The organism is Chryseobacterium sp. CH21 (assembly GCF_004119445.1).
In the GTDB taxonomy this organism is placed as follows: domain Bacteria; phylum Bacteroidota; class Bacteroidia; order Flavobacteriales; family Weeksellaceae; genus Chryseobacterium.
On sequence record NZ_QICI01000067.1, the window covers coordinates 61,582 to 76,190 of the forward strand.

At 34.4% G+C, this 14,609-nt stretch carries 13 protein-coding genes and 1 pseudogene; 11 read left to right on the plus strand and 3 right to left on the minus strand.

Annotation, left to right across the window (positions count from 1 at the left end; genetic code table 11):
- Positions 1-22: 22 nt before the first annotated feature.
- Together thrS and infC are read left to right on the plus strand one after the other, a co-directional pair.
- Positions 23-1,941 (plus strand): annotated as a pseudogene (gene thrS / locus BOQ62_RS14350) (threonine--tRNA ligase).
- A 170-nt stretch (positions 1,942-2,111) separates the two neighbouring features.
- Entirely contained in the window at positions 2,112-2,612 is a 501-nt protein-coding gene (infC, locus tag BOQ62_RS14355; protein WP_185114236.1) for a translation initiation factor IF-3, read from the plus strand.
- Between the two features lie 87 nt (positions 2,613-2,699).
- Here infC and BOQ62_RS14360 read toward each other — a convergent pair whose 3' ends face one another.
- Complete coding sequence (locus tag BOQ62_RS14360; protein WP_129040539.1) at positions 2,700-3,260, minus strand: hypothetical protein; 561 nt, start codon at positions 3,258-3,260, stop codon at positions 2,700-2,702.
- A 157-nt stretch (positions 3,261-3,417) separates the two neighbouring features.
- On the opposite strand from BOQ62_RS14360, the gene BOQ62_RS14365 reads away from it, so the two are divergent.
- Positions 3,418-4,491, plus strand: a complete 1,074-nt coding sequence (locus BOQ62_RS14365; protein ID WP_129040541.1) for a resolvase — start codon at positions 3,418-3,420, stop codon at positions 4,489-4,491.
- 244 nt (positions 4,492-4,735) lie between these two features.
- A complete protein-coding gene (locus BOQ62_RS14370; protein ID WP_228414175.1) occupies positions 4,736-5,260 on the plus strand; it encodes a hypothetical protein in 525 nt (174 codons plus the stop codon).
- 78 nt (positions 5,261-5,338) lie between these two features.
- Here the strand turns inward: BOQ62_RS14370 and BOQ62_RS14375 are convergent, their stop codons facing one another.
- A complete protein-coding gene (locus BOQ62_RS14375; RefSeq protein ID WP_129040545.1) occupies positions 5,339-5,968 on the minus strand; it encodes a response regulator transcription factor in 630 nt (209 codons plus the stop codon).
- 2 nt (positions 5,969-5,970) lie between these two features.
- Positions 5,971-8,178 carry an ATP-binding protein gene (locus tag BOQ62_RS14380; protein WP_129040547.1) on the minus strand — a complete coding sequence of 736 codons (2,208 nt, stop codon included), beginning with the start codon at positions 8,176-8,178 and terminating at the stop codon, positions 5,971-5,973.
- A gap of 1,018 nt (positions 8,179-9,196) precedes the next feature.
- On the opposite strand from BOQ62_RS14380, the gene BOQ62_RS14390 reads away from it, so the two are divergent.
- The 7 genes from BOQ62_RS14390 to BOQ62_RS14415 all read left to right on the plus strand — a co-directional run bounded on the left by BOQ62_RS14390 (position 9,197) and on the right by BOQ62_RS14415 (position 14,413).
- The gene (locus BOQ62_RS14390) at positions 9,197-10,018 is read left to right on the plus strand and encodes an alpha/beta fold hydrolase (protein WP_129040551.1); all 822 of its coding nucleotides are present in this window, start codon (positions 9,197-9,199) and stop codon (positions 10,016-10,018) included.
- A gap of 187 nt (positions 10,019-10,205) precedes the next feature.
- Positions 10,206-10,775 carry a hypothetical protein gene (locus BOQ62_RS14395; RefSeq protein ID WP_164976753.1) on the plus strand — a complete coding sequence of 190 codons (570 nt, stop codon included), beginning with the start codon at positions 10,206-10,208 and terminating at the stop codon, positions 10,773-10,775.
- A 184-nt stretch (positions 10,776-10,959) separates the two neighbouring features.
- Positions 10,960-11,157 carry a 50S ribosomal protein L35 gene (rpmI, locus tag BOQ62_RS14400; protein WP_002979658.1) on the plus strand — a complete coding sequence of 66 codons (198 nt, stop codon included), beginning with the start codon at positions 10,960-10,962 and terminating at the stop codon, positions 11,155-11,157.
- A gap of 119 nt (positions 11,158-11,276) precedes the next feature.
- Complete coding sequence (rplT, locus tag BOQ62_RS14405; protein ID WP_034694451.1) at positions 11,277-11,621, plus strand: 50S ribosomal protein L20; 345 nt, start codon at positions 11,277-11,279, stop codon at positions 11,619-11,621.
- 375 nt (positions 11,622-11,996) lie between these two features.
- A complete protein-coding gene (locus tag BOQ62_RS23390) occupies positions 11,997-12,278 on the plus strand; it encodes a hypothetical protein (RefSeq protein ID WP_228414177.1) in 282 nt (93 codons plus the stop codon).
- A gap of 20 nt (positions 12,279-12,298) precedes the next feature.
- Positions 12,299-13,174: a M28 family peptidase gene (locus tag BOQ62_RS14410; protein WP_262708344.1), complete on the plus strand. Its 876-nt coding sequence runs from the start codon at positions 12,299-12,301 to the stop codon at positions 13,172-13,174.
- A 63-nt stretch (positions 13,175-13,237) separates the two neighbouring features.
- Complete coding sequence (locus BOQ62_RS14415) at positions 13,238-14,413, plus strand: M28 family peptidase (RefSeq protein WP_129040553.1); 1,176 nt, start codon at positions 13,238-13,240, stop codon at positions 14,411-14,413.
- Positions 14,414-14,609 lie beyond the last annotated feature (196 nt).

Genomic DNA, 14,609 nt, shown 5'->3' on the forward strand with positions numbered 1-14,609 from the left:
TCTTAAAATTTCTTAGTAAACAATGATAAAAATTACACTTCCAGACAATAGCGTCAAAGAATTCGAAGGAGCAGTGACTCCTCTAGATGTGGCAAAATCTATAAGCGAGGGATTGGCAAGAAACACCATCTCCGCAATTGTTAATGACCAACAAGTAGAAATAACCACACCTATAACCACGGATTCTACGGTACAGCTTTTGACCTGGAATGATGATCTTGGAAAGAAGGCTTTCTGGCATTCTTCTGCCCACCTTTTGGCGCAGGCTATCCTTGAGTTTTATCCTAATGCTAAGTTGACGATCGGTCCGGCTATTGAAAGCGGATTCTACTATGACGTAGATTTCGGGGATGAAAGCTTATCTGAAAAAGATTTTGAAAAGATTGAAAAAAGATCTTAGAAAACGCGAAGAAAGGATCTACATTCTCTCTATATCCGGTTTCTAAAGAAGATGCTTTAAAAACATATGCAGATAACCCTTACAAAGTAGAATTGATCTCTAATCTTAATGATGGAGAAATCACTTTTGTAACACACGATAACTTCACAGACTTATGTCGTGGTGGTCACATTCCGAATACTGGAATTGTAAAAGCGGTTAAGATTTTAAATGCAGCAGGAGCTTACTGGAGAGGAAATGAAAAAAATCCTCAATTAACAAGAGTATACGGTATTTCTTTCCCAAAACAGAAAGACCTTACTGAATATCTTGAAAGATTGGAAGAAGCTAAAAGAAGAGACCACAGAAAATTAGGTAAAGAACTTGGAATTTTTGCATTCTCTGAAAAAGTAGGTGCCGGTTTACCCCTTTGGTTACCAAAAGGTACTGCTTTAAGAAGAAAGTTGGAGAATTTCCTTTCTGATGCTCAGAAAAAAGGAGGTTATGAATTCGTAATGTCTCCACACATCGGGGCAAAAGAATTGTATGTAACCTCAGGACACTGGGATAAATATGGGGAAGACAGCTTCCAGCCGATTAAAACTCCAAATGAAGGAGAAGAATTTTTACTGAAGCCAATGAACTGTCCTCACCACTGTGAAATTTACAAGACTTCACAATGGAGCTACAGAGATTTGCCAAAAAGATATGCTGAATTCGGTACAGTATACAGATATGAGCAAAGTGGAGAGCTTCACGGATTGACAAGAGTTCGTGGATTTACTCAGGATGATGCTCACCTTTTCTGTACTCCGGATCAGCTTTCTGAAGAATTTGAAAAAGTAATTGACCTTACGCTTTACGTATTCAAATCTTTAGGGTTTGAGGATTTTGTAACTCAGGTATCATTAAGAGACCCTGAAAACAAACAAAAATATATCGGTTCTGATGAGAATTGGGAGAAAGCAGAAAGTGCGATCATCAATGCAGCTCAAAAGAAAGGTCTAAAAACGGTAGTTGAATACGGAGAAGCGGCATTCTACGGTCCTAAGCTTGACTTCATGGTGAAAGATGCTTTAGGAAGAAAATGGCAGCTGGGAACTATCCAGGTAGATTACAACTTACCGGAAAGATTTGACCTTCATTATATCGGAAATGATAATGAAAAGCACAGACCGGTAATGATCCACAGAGCACCATTTGGTTCTATGGAGCGTTTCATTGCTATTTTGCTGGAGAACACTGCAGGTGATTTCCCATTATGGCTAAGCCCGGATCAGTTTATTATTCTACCGATCAGTGAAAAATATGTAGATTATTCAAAAAAAGTTTCACAATTTTTGGAAAATCACGATATTAGCGGTCAGATTGATGACAGAAACGAGAAGACCGGTAAAAAGATCCGTGATGCGGAATTGAACAAGATTCCTTTCATGCTTGTAGTAGGAGAAAATGAAGAAAAAGAAGGCACAATTTCTGTAAGAAGACGTGGCGAAGGAGATCTTGGAGTGATGAAGATGGAGGATTTCGTTGCTTACTTCAAAAAAGAAGCAGCAATATAAGTTTAAAATTAAAAGATTGAAGGATTCAAAGATTAAACATTAATGAATCTTTCAATTTTAAATATTTAAATCAATTAAATTAAGTAGTTAACCAATAAAATTATAATACAATAGCACAAAGATTTAACAACAGGGGCCCACAAAGACGTCCGGTACAAGAGGACTTACACTTGATCAACGATAAAATTCGTGTGAGAGAGCTTCGTTTGGTGGGCGATAACGTAGAGCCAGGAATTTATCCAATTGACAAAGCAAGACAAATTGCTGCAGATCAGGAATTGGATTTAGTAGTAATTTCTGATAAAGCAGAACCTTTTATTGCAAGAGTATTAGAATACAAAAAATTCTTATACGAGCAAAAGAAAAAACAGAAGGAACTTAAAGCTAAGCAGGTAAAAGTGGTAGTGAAAGAGATCCGTTTCGGACCTCAGACAGATGACCACGATTACGAATTCAAAAAGAAGCATGCTGAAAAATTCCTTGAAGAAGGTTCAAAATTAAAGACCTACGTATTTTTTAAAGGACGTTCAATTATCTTTAAAGACCAGGGAGAAATTTTGCTTTTAAAACTTGCTCAGGAACTAGAGCATGTAGGTAAAGTAGACCAACTTCCTAAGCTTGAAGGAAAGAGAATGATTATGATGATGAGTCCTAAAAAACCAGCAAAATAATTAAGTCATTATTTTAATATAAAGAAACCTCAAATTACTTTGAGGTTTTTTTATGCTTTAATTAAAAAAAGATTGTTCCAGGCTACTCTATCCTCCAAAATCACCACAATCATGCTCTGTAAAAAGAGGCAAAGCTTTTTTGGTTGTGAAATAAGCAGATACTCTTTTGTTTTTCATTTCCAGCTTCTGACCTTCTATAACAAGTTCGTAAACGGGTGCTTTATCTATTTGGGTTAAAATATAAGTTCTCTCCGGGGTTTTAAAAACAGTTTTGTTTCCTTCGGTAGAATATGAGAAGTCATGGATTTCGAAAGTGTCTTTTTCGTCACATACATTGATCCATCTTATGCTCTTCTTTGTTATAGACACGCTTGCCAAATCGCATGAATAACAGTTCCCAGAAAATTCTATACCATATTTTTCGTACACATTGGTATTCTTGCTGTTCAAGAGATCAATAGGAACCAATGTTGAAAAATCACCTGGAATTTCTGATTTTTCAACAGCATTCTTTACCGGATCAGGAGTTGAAATCTCTTTTGTTTTTAAATTTGCAGAATCAACTTTACTCTCTTTTTTTTCCGTAGCAGGAGAGCAAGAAGCTAATAAAATGATTACAATTGAAAAGCTGGTTATTACGTTTTTCATCTTCAAAAAATAATTTACATATTTTAATTTACAGTGTGTAAAATTCTCCAAAATCTACCGTTCAATATATCCCTGCTTTCAGCCATTTATTGCCGATATCAGACGGTTTTGTTGGCTACAGACCTTAATACTGATACATTTGCCCAAAATATAGAAAATGAAAATACTCAATCAAATCGTTATATCATCTATATTGGTTTTTGTGGGATGCAATCAACAGAACAAAACATCAGAAACCAGCACATCAAAAACTGAAGTTAAGCAAAAAACAATAACACTTGCTGATTTCAAAAAAATAAAAGGAGTGGAGAATGTTCAGGAGGTGCCCTTTCAATTATTTACCAAACTGGATTCTATACAGTTTTTTGTGGCTCCGAATAAAGATTCCGCTCATCTGAAAGTAGCTTACAATAAGTTCGATAATTATTATGGATTTGAAGAGTTTGAAGACTTCTACTCTATTCATTACAGCATTCATAACAATATTTCGAACAGCATTGAAGCTTTTGTTTTGAAGTCACAATTCACTCCGTCATTTGAATTAACTTTAAATGGTGTGGATCTTTATGAGATCAGAAGCAGCACATTTAAACAATCTGATGATTTTAAAAATAAATCTTTTAAGAAATTTGGTACTATTGCAGAGATTTCAGAGCAGGAATTTAAGGCCAATTCAAAAAATAGAATCAATGAAACATTGGTGAAAAATCCGAATATGAAACTACAGGATGATAACTGGGTATACATTGAAAATGGCAGAAAAGAGGTTATTACACAGCATGAAAGTATATCTGCAGAAACTGGTCCGCTTGCCAATGAATATGTAGGAAGATCACCTTTCCTGAATCTGGAGGTTTTTAAAGAGAATTCTGATGAAGTAGCAGATTCTTACTATTCTTTTTATAATATTAAAAATGCTGTAATGTTTGAATTGAGTACTGATGGCTATCCACAAATTCTCCCAACCAAGAGCTGGGTTACCTCTGTTTCATCTAATAATGACGTGGGAAGTAATTTTATTATCACTAAATACTTATCACAAACCAAGAAACAGGACAATCTTTTATACGTGAATTTCACCAACTTCAAAATAGCTGATGATAAAAAGGCATTCTGGACAGATAACAATACCTTTTATGCAGAAGTTTATCCACTTAATTCCGCTGTGGTAAATGGTAAAAAGCAGAAAACGGCTTATATAAAGATACAATTGAAGGCGGATTTGTTTTAAGGAAAAAAACTGAACGTATTAAAACAAGCTTCGCTTTACGCTTGAAAATAAGAATGATTCATCTTAACTACACTTTATTTCTTAAATCCTTCTTAATGGTTTTAAAACATCCTGTATTTAAAATAAAAACCCCTGAAACCAGCCAGTGCGTATGGCAATAAAGACCGATATCTTTGCTGAAATTATTTAAAGAGATACAATGAAAAAATTAAGTTTGACCTTTCTTTTTTGTTTATTAAATTTTATGACTTTCGCGCAATCCTTAAAAGTAGTAATAAAGCAGGATGGAAAAGTGATTCAGCCTGTGAATGATGTTTATGAATTGAAGAAATCCACTTTTATGTTCGAAATCACTTCTACCAATTTAGAAGGTTTTTTAGTAGGTGCCACTACAAATAAAGATATCTATGCAGGAGCTTTGGGACTTTTAAGCATAGAAAAGGTTCCATGGTTTCAGAATACGGGTATGGCAGAGGAATTATATAACAAGGACAAGGAAATGTTTTTGATGGATTCTGCTCCTTCCTATTGGTATTATACGGATGCGAAAGATCACAGATTTGATAAAAATCCTAAAGGTAATGCAAAACAATGGACAGCTACCCGTACTATTACAAGGTTTTATGATATTATGGTAGACCAGCCTATTAATTTAAAAGATTTTGACAGCAGAGTTTTCATCCTGATGTATCAGCCTGAATATAACGACGAATATGATTTAATAGGAAAGAAAAACCTATTTCAGGCTGCGTTGAAATTCAAAGATTAAAACACATCAATTATTTGATTATATAAGAAAAAGGTCTGCTTTTACGATGTAAGCAGGCCTTTTTTGCAGATGAATATTTTATTCAATAATCAATCCATATTCTATCGCTAGTTTGATGGCTGAACTAAGATTGGATGTCTGGAATTTCTCAATAAGGTTCTTTCTGTGACTTTCTACGGTATGCGGGCTGATAAACAATTTTTCTGCCATTTGATTCGTTGTAAGTCCTTTCGCTGCTTCCCCGAGAATTTCCTTTTCTCTTCGGGTTAGTTTCGGAACCTGGTTTAATCCATCAGTTGATTTCTTCTCCAGAACAGATCTGGTTTGTGAGCATAAAAATTGTGAACCTTCATACACACTGGTAATTCCTTCCAGAATTTCAGAAACTGAAGCATTCTTTTGAATGTATCCCAAAGCACCTTCAGCCAGAGAACTATTAATAACAGGCAGTTCATTGTGAACGCTGAGGATAATGATCTGGAGATTACTATATTTTTTCTTTATTGGTTTTATGAGTTCGATACTGTTGGTATCTGCAAGATTGATGTCCAGCAATAAAATATCGATGGCTTGTTTTGCAAGACCTGTATTCATTTCTGAAACGTTTTTGAAACAATCTACCACATCTATGGTATTGCTGTTTCCTAAAATATTCTTCAATCCTTCTAAGAGAAGTGGGTGATCGTCTGTTATGGCTACTTTTATCATGTTTAATGAATAGGAATTTGAAGTTCTATACTGGTACCAATATTCAATTCGGAGGTGATATTCATTGTTCCTTTTAAAAATTGGATTCTTAACTCTATATTATGAAAACCTGCTGTTTTTCTAACGTCTAAGCTTTTAGGATCAAAACCTTGCCCGTTATCTTCTACTGTAATGTTTAATACATTTTCTTCTTCACTGATCTGAATAATAATTTCGGAAGGGCTGGCATGTTTTATAGCATTATTAACCAGTTCCTGAATGATCCTGTACATGATCAATTGCTTTTCCTGAGATATAGAATTGCTGTAATTGATAAACTCTGTGTGGATTTCTAAAGCATTATTGGAAATACGGGAAGCAAACTCCTGAATGGCAACCTCAAGTCCATATTTCATTAATAGATCCGGCATTAAATTGTGTGCTACACGCCTTAACTCCTCTACAGCACCATCAATCTGATCAATTGATTTGTAAATTCCTTCTTCAATATTTTCAGACTGATAAGGATTCAGATAAGACAACTGATGTTTAGTTCCGGAAAGCAAACCTCCCAATCCATCATGGAGATCACGAGCCAGACGGCCACGCTCCTGTTCCTGCCCTTCAAGCAATGCGGTAAGGGTAGATATTTTTGAATTTTGTTTCTCCTGTTCCATGGCTAAAGCATGCAATTCATCCCTCCGCTTAAGAGACTTGGCACGTTGTTTATAGGCATACAGCAATAATAAAATCAGAATAATGAAGAATATAATAAAGAAAATGTAGTAGGTATTGATTTTTTCTTTGAAGGCTAATAATTTTTTATAGCTGTTGATGTCATTATTTTTCTGTTGGGTTTCTAATTTTGCCAAACGAAGCTGCTGTTCCTTTTTCTCCGATTCAAGTTCTGAGAATTTTAATCTTTCACGCTGATTTTCTTCTACCAGTTTTAAGTTGTTGTACACCTGCTCACGCTGTGCCCGAAGTATATTAATTAACTTAATTTCCTGTGCTTTTTTATCACTTTCCAGCTGCAGTTTAATATATTTCTGCTCCTGTCGTTCTTTATCAAACTGAGATTCTAATCTTTTGGTAATATCCAGTTTTTCCTGATCGTAAACACTTTTGTATTGATCAACATAACTTTTATAATAAGTGAGGGCTTCTTTATAATGGCCTTGTTCTTCACTGATTCTGGATAATGATTCAAGGATAGACAATTCAATATTATGATCTCTGACCGGACTTTTCCCAATTTCCATAGAGGCTTTTAGAAAGTAAGACTTAGCCAAATCATACTCTTTATCCTGTAGAGCCAGTTCAGCCAAAATTCCAAATGAAGAAGCAATATGGATAGGATCACCTATTTCCAAACTCACGCTGTTGGCTAATGTGGCATACTGCATTGCCTTATCTTTATCAAAATCAGTATATAAATTAGCTAAATTGATGGCTGCATAGGAAAGACTGCTCCTGTTGAGCATTGCATCTTTATTTTTATTAAAAGTAGTTATAGCCTGTAAATAATACTGTTCTGTTTTATTTCTAAACCCTGTATCTGAAGGATTTTGAGTATATTTTTGTTCGTATACATAGCCCATTCGCATGTAGGCATCAAAAATAAGATTAGGGTCGTTTTGTTTGGATGCAAGCAACAAAAATTGTTTACTATACTTTTCTTCCAACTGGTATTCATTGAGGTTGGAATAGATAGTTGATAACTCTTTAGCAACATTACCAAATCTTCCGTATAATGTGGAAGTGGTTGGTGAGTTTTCATAATATTCAATAGCTTTCAGGTAAGCGGAAACAGCATCAGTTGTTTTATTATTACGGATCAGAATCCAGCCTTTTGCATACTGCAGATAACCTTTTGCTTCGTTACTGGTTGTTTTCAAGCTGTAAGCTTTTGCCATCTCCAGACTTTTTGAAGATTCAGCTCCTTTATTATCCAGGCGGTAATTCATGGCTTGCACAGCATATAAAATAGTAGCATATTTCCCATCAGACTGTTTTCTAGCCATGGAAATATTGGCCTCTAAAATCTGATAAGATTGAGGCTTGCGATTATGAAAAAATAAAGCTGTAGCATATTTGGGAGCAAGATTCAATTGCTCTGCCGTATCGTTTGAAGTAGAGATGTATTCTTTTTCTAATTTGCTTAAGACATCTTGTGCCTGAACAAAAACCGGACAAATAAATAAAGTAAATATAAATAGTAACCTGTGCATCAACCCCTTATCTTTATTAAGTTTTTTGTATAGTAAAGAATGTAAATATAGGTAAATACCCGCTAATTGATTTTGAGGCTGTTTTGTTCGGTAAAATGACTTTTTATCCCGTAAAGCGAAAAGACAATCCGATCCAGATCAATTATTACTTTTATAGCTTCTTCTCCACCCAATTTTATTTTGTTATTGTTTTTACCCATGCTTATATTGTAGTGTTTGTTCGAAATAAGAATTTATCCTTTCATTATGGGTGAAAAAGAAAGCTATAGAAGTTATTGAATTAATATTGGTGTTTCACCGCTTTATTTTTAATCAATTTTCGATGGTAAAGATAGTAACAGGTATTACATGAAAACATCCCTGATAACAGTGGTTTTTTAGCTTGCATACATATTTTTTCAGAAAATACTTTTAACACATAATTTCCAACTTATTATAAAATCATTGTATACAAAAAAAGTATAGACATTATTACTACAATCACTCCGGAAAGTAGGAATGAAAGAAAATAATAACCTGCAGTTTTAATTTTCTTCTGTAAAGAATGAATGATCAAAATAATGAGTGTGTACAAAATTCCTGCTCCGAAAAATAAAATCAGTACAGCAAGAAACAAGGCTCTTTCAAGGTGTAAATCTGCGGATGAAAGCATAGATCAATTACATTTATAATTTAAAAGGTTTTAAAAAAAGTTATAGAAATCATCAAGTATAACTGAATTTCAATATTAGGGAGAATCAAATAATAAGACAATCCCTATTATCAGTTATTTTTCATGGTTATATACGATCCTTCATACACCACTTAAAAGCTGTTTTGAGTGTTTTATTGGCTCATTTCTATACTATAAAGACTTTTAATCCATTTATTCTCAAATAATATTACCTGTATATTATTATTTTTCAACAATAATTAATCAATTATTATCTTACATCAAGATATTGTGAAGATTTTCTATCTACATTTGTGAATATAAAAAAGTCAAATACACTATTTATTAATCATTAAAAAAGAAACGATGAGCACACTTAGATTAAAAGACGGAACAGAAATTTATTACAAAGACTGGGGAAAAGGACAACCTATTTTCTTCCACCATGGATGGCCATTATCGAGTGATGACTGGGATGCACAAATGTTCTTCTTCTTAGAACAGGGATACAGGGTAATTGCTCATGACAGAAGAGGACACGGAAGATCAGAACAGACTCCTTACGGTCACGACATGGATACTTATGCTTCTGATGTAGCAGAAATTGTAGAAGCACTAGATTTAAATGATGTCATCCACGTAGGACATTCTACAGGAGGTGGTGAAGTGATCAGATATGTAGCAAAACATGGTAACGGAAGAGTTTCGAAAGCTGTACTGGTAAGCGCAGTTACTCCTATTATGGTTCAGAATGACAATAACCCGAATGGAGTTCCAATCTCTGTTTTTGATGATATCCGAAATAATACAGCGAAGCACAGACAGCAATTCTTCATTGATATTACCTTCCCTTTTTATGGGTACAACAGAGAAGGGGCCAATATTTCTGAAGGAATCCAGAGAAACTGGTGGAGACAGGGAATGAGCGGTTCTATCAAAGCGCATTACGACTGTGTAAAAGCATTCTCTGAAACAGATTTCACGGAAGATCTGAAAAGCGTAGATCTACCTGTATTGGTGATGCATGGTGAAGATGATCAGATTGTACCATTTGAAACAACAGGTAAAGTGGCTGCTACCCTCCTTAAAAATGGAAAACTAATTTCTTATCCTGGTTTTCCTCATGGTATGCCTACAACAGAGGCGGAAACCATCAATAAAGATTTATTATCTTTTTTCCAATCATAATTAATTTGTATTAAAATATTTCAAAGGCATCGTTTTTTTTAACAATGCCTTTTTATTTAAAATCACTATTTAGTGTTTTAATTAAAACCCAGACCCCTTTAAACAAAGAGTAAAACAACACTTATTTAGTCTCAAATTTGTGATTTAATATTACAATAACTACATTTGTATTGTTAAATTATAACTTATGAAAACCAAATTGCTGACTTTATTAAGTCTTCCGATGCTTTTGGCATCTTGTGCTCAGGACAATGATCTTGACAATGTGAATGCGAATACACAAATCGAGAAAAGTATTACTGCAGATGGAAAGAGCGCATCCCGTCTTATAGACCTTACCCGTTACAAACTTTTAAAAGAATCTACCAATCACCCTCAGACGTTAAGTGCAGGACAATCTATCAGCATGGAATACAACGGAAGTACTTACCGATTTATCATGCAGACAGACAATAACCTTGTTCTATACAGAGAAAGACCAGGACTTAATACTGTATTATGGCATTCCAATACCTACAGAAGTACAGGTACTCCATCACTTATTGTGCAAAACGATGGAAATATGGTGATCTACAGAGATGGAAGCCCGCTTTGGAGTTCTAATACTGCTGTTAATTATTATGTGGCTAACCCACATGTGAAACTTCAGCTTTATTCAAGAGCAGGAGCAGCTATTCCTACAGGTTTCAGAATTAAAGTTGTTTTAGGAGGAAATAATGAAGAAAGAAATGACATCATTGTGGAAGACTTTTTATAAAAATAATTTTTAGAGCTATAGCCGCTTCTTGAACAGAGGCGGTTTTTTTATACAATTATGATAAAACCAAAGATTATGAAAGCTCGAATTGATTTTTTTCGTATCTTTGCACACTATTATTCCTAATGTCTTTAGGAGTAGCCAAAACAGATATTGATAACAAAAACAATAAAAAAGCAAAACAATGCCAAAATTAAAAACGAAATCAGGTGCTAAAAAGCGTTTTGCTCTTACCGGTTCTGGTAAGATCAAAAGAAAAAATGCTTACAAAAGCCACATCTTAACTAAGAAAGAAACTAAGCAGAAGAGAAATCTTACTACTACTTCTTACGTAGCTAAAGTGGACGAGAAAAGCGTTCAACGTCAATTAGCAATTAAGTAGTTTTTATAAATCTATATTCGGTTTATAAGAATTCAAAACAAATTCAACAATTTAACCCTGAAACGGTGCAAATAAGAGTAACATCAGTTGCCGCCCTTTTCAAAAAAACAATTTAAATTATGCCAAGATCAGTAAATGCCGTAGCTTCAAGAGCTCGCAGAAAGAAAATTTTTAAGCAAGCTAAAGGTTTCTTCGGAAGAAGAAAGAACGTTTGGACTGTAGCTAAAAACGCGGTAGAAAAAGCAATGCAATATGCTTACCGTGGTAGAAAAGAGAAGAAAAGAAATTTCAGAGCACTTTGGATCACTCGTATCAACGCGGGAACTAGAGAGCACGGAATGTCTTACTCTCAATTTATGGGAGCTCTTAAAAAGAACAACATCGAACTTAACAGAAAAGTTTTAGCAGATTTAGCAATGAATCACCCTGAAGCTTTCAAAGCTGTTGTAGATCAAGTAAAATAATGTAGAATAGATTTTGTTATCAATATAGTCCCGGGTTTTTCCCGGGATTTTTTTTGTTGTGTACTTTCTCAACTACTTTCTGTTTTCAGTACAGAATTCAGTTTCCATAAGTTTTCTAATAATTTGGCACATTAATACCAAAATATATTAGGTTAATGGATCAGATGCAAAATATTTAACATAAAATATTTAAAATAATAGAAAAATATAAACAAATACAAACAATTAAAAGAACCACAAACTAGTATATTAACAAATTCAAGAAAAAGAATTAAAATTATTAAAACAACAAATAATACATTGAATACAATGTTAATCATTAACAATAAATGATAATTTATTGTTATATTAGCAATCTCTAAAGAAAGTATTACAATGAAAAAAGTTGCCGTTTTTTTGCTGACTTCTGTTGCATTACAAACTATTGGTGCACAGAGTTTTATTCAAGCTTATAAAGACAGAGCTGATATGGTCACCCAAACCAATATCAACACCAACCTTCAGGAATTTGCTGGGTTGGGTGTAAAAAAACGGGTACAACAGCTAATAACAATGCTTTTGACTGGCTTAAAAACAAATATCTGTCTTACGGATATACAGCAAGCGACTTTTCTGAAGACACCTTCACCTATGGAGGTAATGCCTCAAAAAATTTAATTATCACCAAAACCGGGACTTTGTACCCCAACAAATATGTTATTATCTGTGGGCACTATGATACTATTACAGGACCGGGAGTAAGCGACAACGGCAGCGGAACTTCTATTATTCTTGAAGCAGCAAGGATTCTGAAAGATGTTCCTACAGAATACTCGATTATGTTTATTCATTTTTCCGGGGAAGAACAGGGTCTTGTGGGAAGTAATCATTATGTAAATAATGTTGCTTATCAGGGAGGTAACCGTGTTTTGGATATAAAACTGGTTCTAAACATTGATCAGGTAGGAGGTCTTATAGGAAACAACAACAATACAATCAACTGTGAAAGAGATGAAGGCGGAGTATCTTCCAATAATGCAATCTCTAATACGATGACTCAGGAACTGATGACCTGCACTACCCTTTACTCTCCTCTTCAGACCAATCTTTCTCATGCTTACAGCTCAGATTATATGCCGTTTGAGGCCAAAGGCTATACCATTACCGGATTTTATGAAACCATCCAAAGCAATAATGAGCATACCGTGAATGATACTTATGCCAATCTTGATCCAGTATATATTTTCAAGGTAGGGAAAGCAGCTGTGGGAGCTTTGCAGCATTTTGCTGTAGCTACTACAACCAGCAATCTTTTAAGTACCAAAGAAACTACACAAAGTTCAGCAGAAACAGTAAGAGTGTATCCCAACCCAGCTAAAGATCTTATAACAATAGAATTTCAACAAAAGGTAAAACAATTTAAAGTTGAGATTAATGATATGGCAGGAAATTCAGTTTTAAATGTTGAAAACGAAGAAAAAATAAATACTTCAGCCTTTAAAAATGGAGTTTATATGATTACCGTTAAGACAGAAAAAGGAAATACAACCAAAAAAATAATCATTAATAAATAGTACCATCCTGAATATTGATTTTATTTTAAATTCTATTAATATTTCAGGGATCAGAATTATACAATGAAGAAAATCTCTACTTTTTTACTGGCTTCTATCGCGATGTGCAGTTTGAATGCTCAAAGTTTCATTCAGGCTTATCAGGATAGAGCGAATATGGTGAATCAAACCAATATTACCACATCCCTGCAGGATTTTGCTCTTTTAGGAGTAAAAAAAACAGGGACTACAGCCAATAACAACGCTCTGGAATGGCTTAAAACCAAATACCTTTCCTATGGATATACTGCCAGCCAGATGGTAGAAGACCCTTTTACTTTAGCAGGATACACCTCTAAGAATCTGGTAATTACCAAAACCGGAACCGTATATCCTAATAAATATGTAATTATCTGTGGGCATTTCGACAGTATTACCGGAACGGGAGTTAATGATAACGGAAGCGGAACTTCTATCATCCTTGAAGCAGCAAGGATTCTGAAAGATGTACCTACCGAATATTCTATAAAATTCATTCATTTTTCTGGTGAAGAGCAAGGTCTTTTAGGGAGCACACATTATGCTAACACAGTTGCCTACCAGGGAAGTAACCGTGTTTTGGATATTAAACTTGTTTTCAACTTGGATCAAGTAGGCGGTGTGATGGGAAATAATAACAATACGGTTTACTGTGATGAAGATCAGGGAGGGCTTTCAACCAATAATGCAGCTTCTGCTGCTGTAACACAGGAGCTCAGAAACTGTACAGCACTCTACTCTCCTCTTCTGACGGCTGTAGATCCTGCGGAAAACACTGATTATATTCCTTTTGAGCAGAAAGGTGAAGTTATTACAGGCTTTTTTGAAAGAATCCGAAGTACCTATCCCCATACAGTAAATGATACATTTGCCAATACGGATCCTGTATATATTTATAAAATAGGAAAAGCCACAGTGGGGGCATTGCAACATTTTGCCGTTGCTACAGGAACACTCGGTACTCATGAAACGGTTGTAAAAAACACCCTTGAAAATATAAAAATATATCCCAATCCTGTAAAGGATGCCATCAATATTGAGCTTCCGGATTCGGGAATTAAGAATTTTACTTTTGAAATTACCGATTTCCAGGGAAGATCAATTTTCAAAAGAAGCAATGAAATGAAAATCAATGCTTCCGGATTGGAAAACGGTGCTTACCTTGGGATTTTAAAAGTGGGAGACCAAAAGGTTGTAAGAAAAGTGATGATTGAAAGATAATTTACATGATAACCTTTTTAAATAGAAAACCTTTGAAGTCATTCAGAGGTTTTTTATTTTTTGCCAACATCTGCAATTCAATCTTTTATAACAAAACCCACAAAAACAGTATGACATTCATATTAAATTTCATTTTATTTTAAAATATTAAACACTTTGTTGTGATTTATTTACTACATTCGTGTTACCAAAATAA